The 15,212-nt window shown below is 62.0% G+C and carries 13 protein-coding genes; 12 read left to right on the plus strand and 1 reads right to left on the minus strand.

All coding sequences use genetic code 11. The features are described 5' to 3' along the window. Positions 1 to 351 precede the first annotated feature (351 nt). From otnK to C4N04_RS29545, 8 genes are all read left to right on the plus strand, one after another. A complete protein-coding gene (gene otnK / locus C4N04_RS29515) occupies positions 352 to 1,632 on the plus strand; it encodes a 3-oxo-tetronate kinase (RefSeq protein WP_040112270.1) in 1,281 nt (426 codons plus the stop codon). Positions 1,633 to 1,736: 104 nt separating this feature from the next. Beyond that, positions 1,737 to 1,862 (plus strand): hypothetical protein, encoded by a 126-nt coding sequence (locus C4N04_RS32545; protein ID WP_280954374.1) that lies wholly within the window; start codon positions 1,737 to 1,739, stop codon positions 1,860 to 1,862. A gap of 11 nt (positions 1,863 to 1,873) precedes the next feature. Further along, on the plus strand, positions 1,874 to 3,250 hold the full coding sequence (locus tag C4N04_RS29520) for an aspartate aminotransferase family protein (RefSeq protein WP_040112271.1): 1,377 nt from the start codon (positions 1,874 to 1,876) through the stop codon (positions 3,248 to 3,250). Positions 3,251 to 3,467: 217 nt separating this feature from the next. Further along, the gene (locus tag C4N04_RS29525) at positions 3,468 to 4,181 is read left to right on the plus strand and encodes an HAD-IA family hydrolase (RefSeq protein WP_199852514.1); all 714 of its coding nucleotides are present in this window, start codon (positions 3,468 to 3,470) and stop codon (positions 4,179 to 4,181) included. A gap of 60 nt (positions 4,182 to 4,241) precedes the next feature. Next, on the plus strand, positions 4,242 to 5,852 hold the full coding sequence (locus C4N04_RS29530) for an ABC transporter substrate-binding protein (protein WP_077989057.1): 1,611 nt from the start codon (positions 4,242 to 4,244) through the stop codon (positions 5,850 to 5,852). Between the two features lie 86 nt (positions 5,853 to 5,938). Next, a complete protein-coding gene (locus C4N04_RS29535) occupies positions 5,939 to 6,889 on the plus strand; it encodes an ABC transporter permease (protein WP_077989056.1) in 951 nt (316 codons plus the stop codon). Continuing rightward, positions 6,886 to 7,740, plus strand: coding sequence for an ABC transporter permease (locus C4N04_RS29540; protein ID WP_077989055.1), 855 nt, complete (start codon positions 6,886 to 6,888; stop codon positions 7,738 to 7,740). Before C4N04_RS29535 ends, C4N04_RS29540 begins: the two co-directional genes overlap by 4 nt. Further along, positions 7,740 to 9,395, plus strand: coding sequence for an ABC transporter ATP-binding protein (locus tag C4N04_RS29545; RefSeq protein WP_077989054.1), 1,656 nt, complete (start codon positions 7,740 to 7,742; stop codon positions 9,393 to 9,395). The genes C4N04_RS29540 and C4N04_RS29545 overlap by 1 nt, the downstream gene beginning before the upstream one ends. Positions 9,396 to 9,550: 155 nt before the next feature. Here the strand turns inward: C4N04_RS29545 and C4N04_RS29550 are convergent, their stop codons facing one another. Then, on the minus strand, positions 9,551 to 10,249 hold the full coding sequence (locus tag C4N04_RS29550; protein ID WP_077989053.1) for an aspartate/glutamate racemase family protein: 699 nt from the start codon (positions 10,247 to 10,249) through the stop codon (positions 9,551 to 9,553). A gap of 448 nt (positions 10,250 to 10,697) precedes the next feature. On the opposite strand from C4N04_RS29550, the gene C4N04_RS29555 reads away from it, so the two are divergent. From C4N04_RS29555 to C4N04_RS29570, 4 genes are read left to right on the plus strand one after another with little or no spacing between them, the layout of a single operon-like run. Further along, complete coding sequence (locus tag C4N04_RS29555; RefSeq protein ID WP_077989161.1) at positions 10,698 to 12,020, plus strand: FAD-binding oxidoreductase; 1,323 nt, start codon at positions 10,698 to 10,700, stop codon at positions 12,018 to 12,020. 53 nt (positions 12,021 to 12,073) lie between these two features. Next, positions 12,074 to 13,201 carry an FAD-dependent oxidoreductase gene (locus C4N04_RS29560; protein WP_077989052.1) on the plus strand — a complete coding sequence of 376 codons (1,128 nt, stop codon included), beginning with the start codon at positions 12,074 to 12,076 and terminating at the stop codon, positions 13,199 to 13,201. Then, positions 13,182 to 13,484, plus strand: a complete 303-nt coding sequence (locus C4N04_RS29565) for a (2Fe-2S)-binding protein (protein WP_077989051.1) — start codon at positions 13,182 to 13,184, stop codon at positions 13,482 to 13,484. Before C4N04_RS29560 ends, C4N04_RS29565 begins: the two co-directional genes overlap by 20 nt. Continuing rightward, the gene (locus tag C4N04_RS29570; protein ID WP_077989050.1) at positions 13,481 to 14,983 is read left to right on the plus strand and encodes an NAD(P)/FAD-dependent oxidoreductase; all 1,503 of its coding nucleotides are present in this window, start codon (positions 13,481 to 13,483) and stop codon (positions 14,981 to 14,983) included. Before C4N04_RS29565 ends, C4N04_RS29570 begins: the two co-directional genes overlap by 4 nt. Positions 14,984 to 15,212: the final 229 nt, after the last annotated feature.

Raw genomic sequence — 15,212 nt, forward strand, 5'->3', positions numbered from 1 at the left:
TCCTGGTCAGATTGAAACATTCTGTTGGCTCAAACGGAGTCGGATGGTCGACCTGCCGGCGCGCGTCGTAGCCCGGCTCTACGGCCAAGCCGGCCGGTCGATCAGCCGGCCCGTTTCAGCCAACCCTCCCGCAGATTTGCCAGGCAAATCTGCAAGACTGAAAAACGCCGGACGCACTGACCGCTTCGCCACGGCGAAGCGGTGCGGCCGGTGGGCCGGGCATCTTTCCGCCTGGATCAGAGGCGATCGGCTCGGACGTACCTGGGGGTATGCCCATCGCCAATCGCCTCTGCCCTGACGAAAACCTGCTCCGGCAGAATGCTTCAATCTAACCAGGAAAGGCTCTAAACGATGGCAATTTCACTTGGATCGATCGCAGACGACTATACCGGCGCGTCCGACCTCGCCAACACGCTGACGAAAAACGGCCTGCGCACGGTGCAGACGGTCGGCATTCCCGATCCGTCGCTCGCGCTGCCGGATGTCGATGCTGTGGTCGTCTCCCTGAAGATCCGCTCCGTTCCGGCTTCTGACGCCGTGACCGCTGCGACCAAAGCTGAGCGCTGGCTGCGCCAGCAGGGCGCGGGCCATGTGCTTTACAAGATCTGTTCGACCTTCGATTCCACCGATGCCGGCAATATCGGCCCGGTCACCGAGGCCTTGATCGAGGCTGCGGGCGGCGGTGGCGTGCTGGTTACACCAGCCTTTCCGGAGACGGGGCGCACCGTCTATCTCGGCCACCTCTTCGTCGGCGGCCAGCCGCTGAACGAAAGCCCGCTCAAGGACCACCCGCTGAACCCAATGCACGACGCCAATCTCGTGCGGGTTCTCGCCCGGCAATCGCGCGGCACCGTCGGACTGATCGATCTCCCAGCCATCGCAGCCGGACCGGCCGCCGCCAAGGCGAAACTCGATGCCCTGCTCAGGACCGGCGCGACCATGGCTATCGCCGACGCGATTTTCGAACGCGATCTGGAAACGCTGGGCGAGGTCGCGCTGGAAACACCGGTATCCACCGGCGCGTCCGGCCTCGGCCTCGGCCTTGCCCGCGCCCTCGTTCGCTCCGGCCGAATATCCGGCCGCGCGACAGGTGAAGACGTCATTCGCCCCGTAGGCGGGCTTTCGGCGATCATTGCCGGCAGCTGCTCGAAGGCGACGCTGCGCCAGATCGACGTCGCCGAACGAGTGATGCCCGTGCTGCGGCTTGATCCCGAGCGGTTGCTCGCCGCCGGCCCGGATGAGATCGCCGCGGCGATTTCCTGGGCCGGAGAGCGCATCGCCGCCGGTCCCGTCGTGGTCGCCGCGAGCGCGGCGCCCGAAACCGTCTCCCGGCTGCAATCGCAATATGGGCGGGAGGCCTCCGGCCACGCGATCGAGACCGCCACATCGATCATCGCCGCCGAACTGGTGGAGAGAGGCGTGCGGCGCCTCGTGGTCGCAGGCGGCGAGACATCGGGGGCCGCAGTCGACAAGCTCGCCATCCCGGCATTTCTGATCGGCCCCGAAATTGCTCCCGGCGTGCCGGTGCTGCGCACGGTCGGCAATGCGCAAGGCGATATGCTTCTGGCGTTGAAATCAGGCAATTTCGGAGGCGAAGATTTCTTCACTGCCGCGCTGGCGATGATGCAGTGACAAGACTCAGGCCTGCAACACACTCGCAGCAAGCGGTTTGCGAGAGGGTCGGTCCGCCAGCATAAGATGCGGCGACCCATGATCGCAAAGCCATAAGATACTGCTTGAACCAGGGCCTTCAGACGATCTGCCCGCCGGCACTCCGGCAGACTTGCGGGAAGCCATGGGTCGGCCATGCCGCCGCCCCTGCTGCCACCACCTTCGCGCTTGCCAGCCAGGCGCTCGGCTGATCGGAGACCTCATGTACGCCAATTCGCTCATCGAACTCGACCGCGCCCATCTCATCCATCCGGTCGCCTCCTACCGCAGCCACGAGAAGCATGGCGTGCGCGTGCTGACCTCGGCCAAGGGCGCAACGGTCACCGACGCTTCCGGCAAACAGCTGATCGACGGCTTCGCCGGCCTCTGGTGCGTCAATGCTGGTTACGGCCACGAGAGCATCGTCGAGGCAGCGGCCCGGCAGATGCGGGAGCTTCCCTACGCAACCGCCTATTTCGGCCTCGGCTCGGAGCCGGCGATCCGGCTTGCCTCAGAACTCGCCGATCGGGCGCCAGGCGATCTCAACCATGTCTACTTCACCCTCGGCGGCTCCGACGCAGTGGACAGCACAATCCGGTTCATCCGCTACTACTGGAATGCCCGAGGCCGTCCCGAGCGCGACCAGTTCATCTCGGTCGAACAGGGATATCACGGCTCCTCGACGGCGGGTGCGGGCCTGACCGCCTTGCCTGCCTTCCATGCCGGCTTCGGCCTTCCCTTTGACTGGCAGCATAAAATTCCGTCTCACTACGCCTATCGCAACCCCGTCGGCGATGATCCACAGGCGATCATCGAAGCCTCGCTCGCCGCGCTGAAAAGCAAGGTCGAGGCGATCGGGCCGGAGCGGGTCGCCGCCTTTTACGTCGAACCGATCCAGGGTTCGGGCGGCGTCCTCGTACCGCCGAAAGGCTGGCTGAAGGCAATGCGCGAATTCTGCCGTGAGCACGACATCCTTTTCGTGGCGGATGAGGTGATCACCGGCTTTGGCCGCACCGGGCCGCTTTTTGCCTGCAGCGAGGAAGAGGTCGTGCCGGATTTCATAACGACTGCCAAGGGCCTCACCTCCGGCTATGTCCCGATGGGTGCCGTCTTCATGGCCGACCACGTCTATGAAACGATTGCCGAGGGGGCCGGCGCCACCGCCATCGGTCACGGCTACACCTACTCGGCCCATCCCGTCAGCGCCGCGGTCGGCCTGGAAGTCCTGAAGCTTTACGAAAATGGCCTTCTCGAGAATGGCGTCAGAGCCGGGGCGCGGCTGATGCGGGGCCTGCAATCGCTGAGAGATCACCCGCTCGTCGGCGATGTCCGTGGCCGCGGCATGCTCGCGGCCGTCGAACTGGTGGTCGACAAAAGCAACAAGACGCCGCTGCCGTCATCTGCTGAACCCGCCCGCCGGATCTTCGATCGCGCATGGGAGAACGGCCTCGTCATCCGCGCCTTCGCCAACGGCGTCCTCGGTTATGCGCCGCCGCTATGCTGCACCGAAACGGAAATCGATGCGATCGTCGAGCGCACGCGCATCACGCTGGACGAGACGCTTGAGGACCCGGATGTGCGCCGGGCGCTGCGCGCCTGAGTATACCGCGAAACTGCCGGATTCGGAATTTTGTGCCGCTCAAGGGCGTCATTTCGGAGAATCCGGCGCAGTGCAGGTGACAAACTGAAATCGACGAAAGGCCTTGATCCCGGCAAAGGCGGGCCTTCCACAAGAGCGGGACAAAGATCCCGCCGGGAACAGAATATTCTTCTTTGAGAAGCGTGCTCCCATCGGAGCCGAACACTGGGGAATTCGCGTGAGCAAGAGCCTTTTGGGATTCAAGTATATGACCTTCGACGTCGTCGGCACGCTCATCGACTTCGAGGGCGGCCTCAAGGCCTGTCTCGCCGAGATCGCGGCCGAAACGGGAATTGAAATCGATGGCGAACGTGCCCTCAGCCTCTATCGCGAGGCCCGCTATTCCGGCGACGCCGACCTCTTTCCCGACGACCTCGTGCGCGTCTATCTCACAATCGCGCCGACGCTCGGCCTTCCCGCCGATCGCAAATACGGCGAGCGGCTGCGGGACTCGGCGAAAAACTGGAAAGGTTTCGCAGACAGCACCGCAGCACTGGCAAGCCTGGCGAAAAACTACCGTCTGGTTGCGATGACCAATGCCCGACGCTGGGCCTTCGCCTTCTTTGAGAAAGAGCTCGGCAATCCCTTCTATGCCGCCTTCACCGCCGACGACACAGGGACCGAAAAACCCGATCCCGCCTTCTTCGAGACGGTCTTCGCCTACATCGCTTCGGAAGGGCATTCCAAGGACGACATCCTGCATGTCGCCCAGAGCCAGCATCACGATATCGGGATTTCCAGGAAGCTGGGGCTGACCAATTGCTGGATCGAGCGGCGCCATGACCAGAAGGGTTACGGCGGCACGATCGAACCGGCCGAATTCACGACACCAGACTATCATTTCACGTCCATGGCAGGCCTTTCCGCTGCCGTGGCCGCCGCGCGTGCCTGACTATGAACCGGTGCGGACTCGCCTCGCAAGGCAGCCGCCGCAAAAGAAAAGGGGAATGAGATGAACGACAAGATCACCAATTGGACCAGAGCCGACGACGCCATGATCGAAACCGCCATCCGCCGCGGCGCGACTCGGCGCGAACTTCTGCAACTGATGCTGGCCGGCGGCGTCGCGATGTCAGCGGGCGGCCTCATCCTCGGCCGCGCCTCGCAGGCGGTCGCGGCCACGCCCGTTGCCGGCGGCGCCCTTAAGGCGGCCGGCTGGTCGTCCTCGACGGCCGACACGCTCGACCCGGCGAAAGCTTCGCTTTCGACCGACTATGTGCGCTGCTGCGCATTCTACAATCGCCTCACCTATATTCAGTCCGATGGCACGCCGCGAATGGAGCTCGCCGAGTCGGTCGAAACCAAGGACGCAAAGGTCTGGACGATCAAGCTGCGCAGCGGCGTCACCTTCCACGACGGCAAGCCGCTTACGGCCGACGACGTCGTCTTCTCGATGAAGCGTCATCTCGACCCGGCGGTCGGCTCGAAGGTCGCTAAGATCGCCAAGCAGATGACCGGGTTCAAGGCGGTCGACAAATTGACGGTTGAGATCACGCTGGAAACCGCGAATGCCGACCTGCCGATGATCCTCGGCATGCACCATTTCATGATCGTCGCCGACGGCACGACCGACTTCTCCAAGGGCAACGGTACCGGCGCTTTCGTCCGCGAGGTCTTCGAGCCCGGCGTTCGCTCGGTCGGCCTGAAGAACAAGAATTATTGGAAGCCCAACCATCCGAACGTTGACTCGTTCGAATTCTTCGCGATCGCTGAGGACAACGCCCGCGTCAATGCATTGCTCTCGGGCGACATCCACCTCGCTGCCGCCATCAATCCGCGCTCTGTGCGCCTCGTGGATGGCAAGGAAGGATTCTTCCTTAATAAGACGACCGCCGGCAATTACACGAACCTGAATATCCGCCTGGACACAGCGCCCGGCGACAAAAAGGGCTTCGTAGAGGGCATGAAATATCTGATCAATCGCGAGCAGATTCAAAAATCGGCCTTGCGCGGGCTCGCCGAGATCGGAAACGATCAGCCGATCTCACCGTCGAACTTCTATTATAATGGGGACCTGAAACCGAAATCGTTCGATCCCGAAAAAGCAAAGTTCCTCTTCGAGAAAGCCGGCCTTCTCGGTCAGTCGATCCCGGTGATCGCGTCCGATGCAGCGAATTCGGCGATCGACATGGCCATGATCGTCCAGGCCGCCGGCGCAGAAATCGGCATGAAGTTCGACGTGCAGCGCGTACCGTCCGACGGATATTGGGACAACTACTGGCTCAAGGCGCCGATCCATTTTGGCAATATCAATCCGCGGCCGACACCTGACATCCTGTTCTCGCTCCTCTATGCATCCGATGCGCCATGGAACGAGAGCCAATACAAGTCGGAAAAATTCGACCGGATGCTGCTCGAAGCGCGCGGCTCGCTCGACCAGGCCAAGCGCCGCGAGATCTACAACGAGATGCAGGTCATGGTGTCGGAAGAAGCCGGCACCATCATTCCGGCTTACCTCTCCAACGTCGATGCGGTGTCCTCCAAGGTCAAGGGACTCGAGACCAACCCGCTCGGCGGAATGATGGGCTACTCCTTCCCGGAATATATCTGGCTGGAAGGCTGATCGGCACATGCCGGGGGCGATAAGTCCCCGCTCGTCCCCCTGTTTCGTAATGTACTGTCAGCCAACGGCCGACGGGAGGCCTGCATATGAAGAATCCGGTCCTGTCTCTTATTGCCAGTCGACTGTTCATCTCCGCTGTCACGCTTCTGATCGTCTCCTTAGCGGTGTTCTTCGCAACGACGATGCTTCCCGGTGACACGGCGTCGATCCTGCTCGGGCAGGCCGCGACCCCGGAGGCGGTCGAGGGGCTACGCAAGGCCATGCATCTCGACGAGCCGGCGTTCCTGCGTTTCGTCTACTGGATGACAGGGCTCCTGTCCGGCGACCTCGGCACGTCTTACGCCAACGACATGCCGATCGCCGACTTGATCGGAGGGCGTTTCGTAAACTCTATGAAACTCGCCGGCATAACCGCCTTGTTCGCGGTTCCGATCGCGCTGACGCTCGGCATCACGGCCGCCATGATGCGTGGCTCGCTCTATGACCGGGCGGTCACGGTGCTTACGATTGGCGTGATCTCCGTGCCCGAATTCATGATTGCAACATCGGCGGTCCTGTTCTTTGCGGTCTATCTGCAGTGGCTCCCGGCAATTTCCTTTACGAATGAAGCGAAAACCTTCACCGATCTGCTGCGGGTCTATGCGATGCCGGTGATCACACTGACCTTCGGCGTATCGGCGCAGATGATCCGGATGACGCGGGCTGCCGTGGTTGAAACTCTGAACACGCCCTATGCCGAAATGGCGTTGCTGAAAGGCGCCTCCCGCAGTCGCATTGTTCTGAAGCATGCATTGCCGAACGCCCTTGGTCCGATCGTCAACGCGATCGCGCTTTCGCTATCCTATCTGCTGGGCGGGGTCATCATCGTTGAGACCATCTTCAACTATCCGGGCATTGCCAAACTGATGGTGGATGCGGTGGCCACGCGCGACCTGCCGCTCATTCAGACCTGCGCTATGATCTTCTGTGTCGGCTACCTCATCCTCATCACCCTTGCCGATATCATTGCCATTCTTTCCAATCCGAGGCTGCGATGACATCCCATATCGAACAACGGCCCGCCATGGCGCGCCGGCTCAGCTACCGCTTCAATCTCGTTGGGCTCCTGGGGCTTGCCGTCATCCTGTTCTGGGCCTTTATCGCGATCTTCGCGCACACGCTCATCCCCTACCCAGTGGGCGAAATCGTCGATTACGACTATTTCGGGCCGATATCCCAGCAGTTTTGGATGGGATCGGATTATCTCGGCCGCGATGTCTTCTCGCGCATCCTGATGGGCGCGCGCTACACGGTCGGCATCTCTCTTGCGGCGGTGACGATCGCCTGCTTCAGCGGCGTCGTACTCGGCATGATCGCGGCGGTCGCCGGTGGTTGGCTCGACACGTTGCTCTCCCGTTTTCTCGATGCCATGAATTCCATTCCGTCCAAGCTCTTCGGCCTGGTCGTGGTCGCAGCCGTCGGATCGTCGATCCCGGTGCTGATCCTGACGCTTTCGGTAATTTATATTCCGGGCTCCTATCGTTTCGCTCGGGCGCTCGCCGTCAACGTCAATTCCATGGACTTCATCACTGTCGCCCGCATCCGCGGTGAAAGCACGCTCTATCTGATCCGCTCGGAAATTCTGCCCAATATCATGGGTCCCGTACTTGCCGATTTCGGGCTCCGCTTCGTCTTCATCGTTCTCCTGCTCTCCGGCCTTTCCTTCCTGGGACTGGGCGTGCAGCCACCGTATGCGGACTGGGGTGCGCTCGTGCGTGAAAACATCGGCGGCCTGCCATTCGGGGCTCCCGCCGTCATGTTCCCATCGCTTGCCATTGCCAGCCTCACGATCAGCGTGAACCTACTGATCGACAACCTGCCGCAGAAAATCCGGGATCGGAGCGAGTGATGAGCAATCTTGTCGAAATTCGTAACCTCCGGGTCGAAGCCACTACCGATTCCGGCCGACGTGTCGAGATCATCAAAGATGTCAACCTCGACATTGCCGAGGGTGAGATCGTCGCGCTGATCGGCGAGAGCGGCTCCGGCAAGACCACGATCGCGCTGACCCTCATGGGTCATACCCGCCCAGGCTGTCGCATCTCCGGCGGCACTGTATCGGTCGCCGGCAAGGATTTGGTGGCGCTCAGCGGAAAGCAGCGGGCCAAACTACGCGGCACCCAGGTTGCTTACGTGCCGCAATCGGCCGCTGCCGCTTTCAACCCGGCCACATCAATCATGGATCAGGTGGTCGAGATCACGCGTATTCATCAGCTGATGTCGCCGGAAGAAGCGCGTGCCAAGGCCATCGAACTCTTCCGGGCGCTGTCCCTGCCGGAACCGGAAACGATCGGCAGCCGCTATCCGCACCAGGTTTCCGGCGGTCAGCTGCAGCGTCTGGCTGCCGCCATGGCGCTGATCGGCAACCCGACTCTTGTCATCTTCGACGAGCCGACGACGGCGCTCGACGTGACGACCCAGATCGAAGTGCTGCGCGCCTTCAAATCGGTCATGAAGAAGGGCGGCATATCAGGCGTCTATGTCTCGCACGACCTTGCTGTCGTCGCACAGATCGCCGACCGAATCGTCGTGTTGAAAGGGGGGGAGACCCAGGAAATCGGCACCACCGATGAAATCCTCAACAATGCGAAGCATCCCTATACCCGGCAACTGCTCGAAGCCTTCGAACCGAAACGGCGCGGCCCAGCAAGCCTTGCCGAGAACGCGCCGGCGCCGCTCTTGAAAATCGAAGACGTCGTTGCCGGTTACGGGCAGCGCCAGGCTGACGGCCTGCCTCTCGTTCGTGCGGTCGAGCATGTGAGCCTGACAGTCGAAAGAGGACGCAACCTCGGCATCATCGGTGAATCCGGTTGTGGCAAGTCGACTCTCGCGCGCACCATCGCAGGCATCCTGCCGGCCGCAGTCGGGAAGATCGTCTTCGACGGCACGGAGCTGCGCCGCAATGCGCGCGAGCGTTCACGCGATCAGCTGCGCGAGATGCAGATCGTCTTCCAATATGCCGATACCGCCCTCAATCCGGCGAAATCCGTCGAGGATATCCTCGCCAGGCCGCTGGTGTTCTACCACAGCATGGATCGACAGGCGCAGAACATCAGGATCAACCAACTGCTCGACATGGTGCGCCTGCCCCGCAACCTGCGCCACCGCAGGCCGGGAGAACTCTCGGGTGGACAGAAGCAGCGCGTCAACTTCGCCCGCGCGCTCGCCGCCGATCCGAAGCTTATCCTTTGCGACGAGATCACCTCGGCACTCGACACCGTTGTCGCCGCCGCCGTCATCGACCTGCTCAAGGAATTGCAGCGCGAACTCGGCCTCTCCTACATCTTCATCAGCCACGACCTCTCGGTGGTGGAGGCGATCTGCGACGAGATCGTCGTGATGTATGGCGGCCGGAAAGTCGAGGAAATCACCCCCTCGAAAGTGAAAACGCCGCAGCATCCCTATTCGCAACTGCTGTTCTCGTCGGTGCCGAAGCTCGATCCGGCGTGGCTCGACGGGCTCAGGCAGGATCCGGAACTCGTGCGGGCCTATTGCCGTCACTGAGGTCAGGCCGATGGTGCGGCTCGCGGTAGACTGGCTTGTTCTACAAAGCCGCGCCGCCTGATGCGCGAGGCCGTCTTGTTCACTGCTTTGCGATCAGGATCGCGCAGTACCAAGCCGGCCTGGTCGAACTGCGGAAAACCGGTGAACCCGCTGGCCTAGAGCCTTTCCTGGATGCGGGAGCGCGCATTTAGCGCGGCGGCCATGTGCAGGATACCAAGCTCAGGGCTGGTAAGTACCGGCATCGATGCCTCGCTCATTTCATTGAGAGCATTCGCCATTGACGCTTGAGCAAGAACAACCACGTCGACGCTGCCCACGAGCGAAGCGAAGCCTTCACGTATCATTGCATCATGCGCTGCCCTGTCACCGCTTCGCAACTTATCAAAGGCGCCATCACAAAGACGACCGGTCACAGATACAGTATGACCTATTCCTTGAGCATGGCGTTCAATTAGCCGGGTTGTAGGGTTCATTGTCGTAGCCAGAGTTGCAAGGACGCCAATTCGGTTCCCGCGCCGGATCGCCTCAATCGCCATGCCATCATCTATTCGGAAGAGTGGGACGGGGCAGAGCGGCATTGCCGCATCCACTGCCGGACCGAGTGAGGAACAGGTGACGAGGACCGCCGAAGCCCCTGCATCCACCGCCGACCAAATATGACCCGCAAGCCGCCGCATAGTTTGAGGTGACAACGCGCCTTCACGAATTGTGTTTCCCAGCAGGCTCTCATCTAACATGTTGAACGCGCGCCAACCGGGCAGATGGAGACCGACGAGTTCGTTAAATGAGGGGATGATCCCGGGAACCGTATGGATCATGGCAAGCGCAGGGCGATCATTAATTTCCGTAGGCATGGCTTAGATCTCTATTTTGGTTGTGCGCGCTCATCAATTGGAGCCGGCAGCAGTCGGGTTGATGTGGCCCTGAACCCGGCGTCTGTCGTGCTACGACCGGAAGTCGATTCAAAACCACTGTCGTCAGAGGATGCTTTACAATTTACCAGCTCAACGGCCAAAGTTTTGACTGTCATGCCGCCGAACACGGAACATTCCGCCGTCCGTGCATTTTCATTCGATGCATGCTGCTCGCCTTCCTCCGGTAGCTTCAGCTGAGTTCACTTCGAGGACGCGCCATGACACCAATCTTTGATCCAGGCAGTCTGCCCCTGCCCACCGAATTTGCGGGCAGCTCGCACCGCCATTTCAACTCAATACAATAGCCGTCATCGGCTCAGATACTTCTGCCTGAGGGGCAGAAACAGTGCCGTATAAGTCGGTTCCAAATCAGTTCAGGTCAGCCTCCATGTCTCCACTCCTCAAACGAATACACAGCGATGAAGCACTCCCCGCCAAGGCGGATGTCGTCGTCATCGGCGGCGGCATCATTGGCGCAACGGCGGCTTTCTTTCTAGCGGAGCGGGGACTCTCGGTCGCTCTGGTCGAAAAAGGCCAGGTCGGCTGCGAGCAGTCGAGCCGCAACTGGGGTTGGTGCCGCCAGCAGAACCGGGATGAGCGGGAGTTGCCGCTCTCGGGTGTCGCGCTGCGGCTCTGGGGTGAGTTTGAATCCAAAATTGGCGAGGACGTCGGTTTCCGTCGATGCGGTTTGCTCTACGCTACTGACAACCCGCAGCAACTGGCGGAATGGGAAGCATGGCGTGATACGGCTCGCCAGTTCAACGTCAATACGAAGATGCTTGGTGCCGCAGAAGCGGCTGCCGCAATCCCGGCAAATGGTCGCCTATGGCTCGGCGGGGTTCATTCCATTGACGATGGCAAGGGCGAGCCCGCTATCGCCGCGCCGACCATCGCTGAGGGCGCTCGCAAACTTGGAGCGACGGTCCATCAAGATTGCGCTGCGCGAGGTCTTGATCTGGCGAATGGAGCAGTAGCCGGAGTGATCACAGAAAAGGGGCTGATCCGGACCCAAGCCGTTCTCTGCGCCGGCGGTGCCTGGACGTCGATGTTTTGCCGTCAGCATGGCGTTCTCTTTCCACAGGCGAGCGTGCGTCAGACCGCGCTTCGCACGCGCCCTACGGCCGATCTCGGCGAGGCGATCTACACGCCCGAGTGTGCTTTGACCCGCCGGTTGGATGGCAGCTACACACTTGCGATCAGCGGCCGGGCGACGCTGGACATAACACCACAGGGCCTTCGCTACGCCCGCTGGTTCATGCCGATGTTCATGAAGCGTCTGAAGGCGGTGCAATTCGGGATCGGCGAATCCTTTTTCAAAGGTCCAGAAGCATTTGAGAGTTGGGATGGGCGTGGAAGGTCGCCCTTCGAGAAGACGCGCGTGCTTGATCCGTCTCCGAGCCGTCAGACGGCCGCCGCTATTTTGAAACGGGTCAAAGAACAATTTCCCGCGCTGGCTGGGATCGAAATCGCCGACAGCTGGGGAGCTTATGTGGATTTCACACCGGACGCAGTGCCGGTCATCTCACCTGCCGATGGCGTGAGAGGTCTATACTTGGCTGCGGGCTGCTCTGGCCACGGGTTCGGCCTTGGCCCGGGCATCGGCCGCCTGGCGGCCGACCTGGTTGCCAATGATACACCCTGTGTCGACCCCACCCCCTTCCGCCTGTCGCGCCTTCTTGACGGTTCGAAGGTCAAAGTCGGCGCAATCTGATCGTGAGGCCAAATCCGGAGAAAGCCATGGGGTGCCTCGGGACAGCTAGCGGAATGGATTACGACATAATCGTCATCGGCGGCGGGCTCGTAGGCGTATCCATTGCCTGGGGCCTCTCGAAGTGCGGGCAGAGGGTTGCTGTCGTTGATGAAGGCGACGTTGCAGACAGGGCCGCCAGGGCAAATTTCGGTCTCGTCTGGAGCTCAAGCAAAGGTCTCGGCAACGCGGCCTACTCCCGTTGGTCGCGAACCTCCACAGCGAACTGGCACCAGCTAGCAGCCGAGCTCAAGGGAGAAACCGGCATCGACACTGGCTTCATCCAATCAGGCGGTTTCTCAATTCGGCTCACGCCAACGGAGCTGGAGCGCGGGATCGCATCCATGGCGAAACTCGCCAGCCAGCCGGGAATGGAGGCGGAAGGTACTCCGCCGCTCGAATATGAGATACTCGATCAGGCGGAGACACGCCGCCGCTTGCCGCTGGTCGGGGAGACGGTGGCAGGCGCGATTTTCAGTCCTCTTGATGGACACGTCAACCCGCTGCGGCTGTTCGCGGCCTTTCACAAGGCGCTGCAGCAGCGTGGCGTTCATTATCTGCCGCATCGGAAGACGACGGCGATCCGCCATCGGGCCGGCGTGTTCGAATTGACCGGGGACGGGTGGAGGCTGACTTCCGGCAAGATCGTGCTTGCGGCCGGGATCGGTAACACCGCCCTCGCCCCGATGGTTGGGCTGAACGTTCCACTCTCGCCCAGCCGCGGCCAAATTATCGTCACCGAGCGGCTGAAGCCCTTCCTCAGCCATGCCACCGGCTACCTGCGGCAGACAGACGAGGGCTCAGTACTGATTGGTGAGAGCAAGGAAGCGACAATCGATCACCAGCGGCCACGCGGCCCGATTTCCGCGGTCCTCGCCGAACGCGCTGTGCGCACATTCCCACTTCTGAGGGATGTGAAGTCGGTGCGGACCTGGGCGGCATTCCGTGTGGTCACGCCGGATGGCTACCCCATTTACGAGCAATCGGAGAGTTTTCCAGGTGCGTTTGCATTCGCCTGCCATTCCGGCGTGACGCTGGCGGCGAACCATGCGCTGGTCCTGCCGCGGCAAATTTCGGCCGGCGAGCTCTGCGCAGATCTCTCCGTCTTTCATTCCCGGAGGTTCCGTGTTCCAACGGCTGCCTGACAGAACGGAGAGTTCTGTCTCCTTCACATTCAACGGCACGCGGACCACTGCCTGCAGCGGTGACAGCGTCGCCGCTGCACTGCTGGCTGCCGGACATTGCATCACGCGCCGCTCTCCGGTTTCCGGCGCTGCCCGCGCTCCTTATTGCATGATGGGCGTGTGCTTCGAGTGCCTCGTCAAGATCGACGGCCAAGCGAACCGACAGGCTTGCCTGATCACCGTGGAAGAGGGCATGCGGGTCGAAACGCAGGATGGCGCCGCCGTGGTAGGACAGCAAGCATGATCCGGAACATTCACTCTGCCATTGATCTCGCACCTGCCTACGACCTGATCATTGTTGGCGCGGGGCCTTCCGGCCTCGCGGCAGCCGTTGAAGCGTCGGCCCACGGCATCACCGTATTGCTGGCCGACGAAAACGAATCCCCCGGTGGCCAGATCTATCGGGCGGTCGACCGGGCTTCGAACGCCGATCTCGCGCGCATGGGGCCGGACTACACTGCCGGTCGAACGCTGATAAAGCGGTTTCAGGCGGCAGACTTGAGCTATGCCCGTCGGGCGACGGTCTGGAGCGTCGGGCCTGCCGACGAGGAAACTGGCGACGGCGCGCATGGGCTCGAGGTCGGCATCTCGCTCGGAGGCATCGCTCGACCGATCGCAGCCCATCGCGTGATCCTCGCGACCGGCGCGCTCGAGCGTCCGTTCCCATTCCCGGGGTGGACCATGCCCGGGGTCATGTCGGCGGGGGCGGCGCAGATCCTGATGAAGTCGTCGGGTCTCGTGCCGTCCGGGCGAACCATTCTCGCCGGGACCGGGCCCCTGCTGTATTTGCTGGCAAGCCAGCTTCTCCGGGCAGGCGTGTCCGTGATAGCGGTCGTCGATACCACGCCGGTCGAGAACTGGCGCTTTGCCCTGCCTCACGTGCTTGGCTTTGCCGCGTCGCCCTATGCCCTCAAGGGCCTGAAGCTCCTCTGGGAGGTTCACCGTCGAACCCGTGTCATCCGCGGAGCGACCGCGGTCGAGGCGGTTGGTTCCGGACAATTCAGTGCTCTAAGGGTTCTTCGCGGCAACAGGTCCCGGGACATTCCGGGCGACCTGCTCCTTCTGCACCAAGGGATCGCACCAAACCTCAATCTCGCGCTGGCGGCCGGCTGCGACTACGTCTGGGACGAGCGCCTGGCAGCCTTCCGCCCGGCCGTTGACATTTGCGGCGCAAGTTCGGTTCCGGGGGTCTCGATCGCCGGTGATGCGGCGGGAATTGTCGGGGCGGTTGCCTCGGCTCACCAAGGTGAGCTGGCGGGCCTGACCGCGGCGCTCGATCTCCATCGAATTAGCCAGGGTGTCTACGAACAGCGCCGCAACGAACTCGCACGAAAGCTCGCGCGCGCCCTCAGAGGCAGGAGTTTCATAGAGCATCGGTTCCGGCCCGCCAAAACGTGTCGTGTGCCAGAAGACGACGGCACCATCGTCTGCCGCTGTGAGGAAATTACGGCTGGCAAGCTGCGTGAAGTTGCGGCGCTCGGCGTGCCGGGCCCTAACCAAATGAAGGCGTTCACCCGATGCGGAATGGGACCATGCCAGGGCCGTCTATGCGGTCTGACCGCGGTTGAGCTGCTGGCGCAATGCCGTGGCGTAGCGCCCGGCGAGCTCGGTTACTATCGGCTGCGCCCACCCATCAAACCGGTAACGCTGGGCGAGCTCGCCGCTTTGCCGCACACGGAGGCAGCCATCATCGCCGTCGCCGGATTCGTCGAAAGGGCCGCCGATAGTCCGCAGGACCACTGATCTCCCCTGCCGCTGTCGTCGGGGCATTGTCGTCGCGATCATCTTGCGGCGCCGGCAAGAACCTGATGGAGCGTCCGCAGGCCGCAGTGGGGGCCATTCTGAGGCGGGCACGAGGAGCTGCTCGCGAGCCCCGCAACATTACAAGAGCGGGCAGATCATCGCCCTGGGCTTTTGAGGAGGCGCACCATCACGGCGGTTCAAAGGTGCGCCAGTCGTCGGCGCACCTGAG

Source organism: Rhizobium sp. H4 (assembly GCF_003013335.1).
Taxonomy (GTDB): Bacteria; Pseudomonadota; Alphaproteobacteria; order Rhizobiales; family Rhizobiaceae; genus Rhizobium; species Rhizobium sophoriradicis.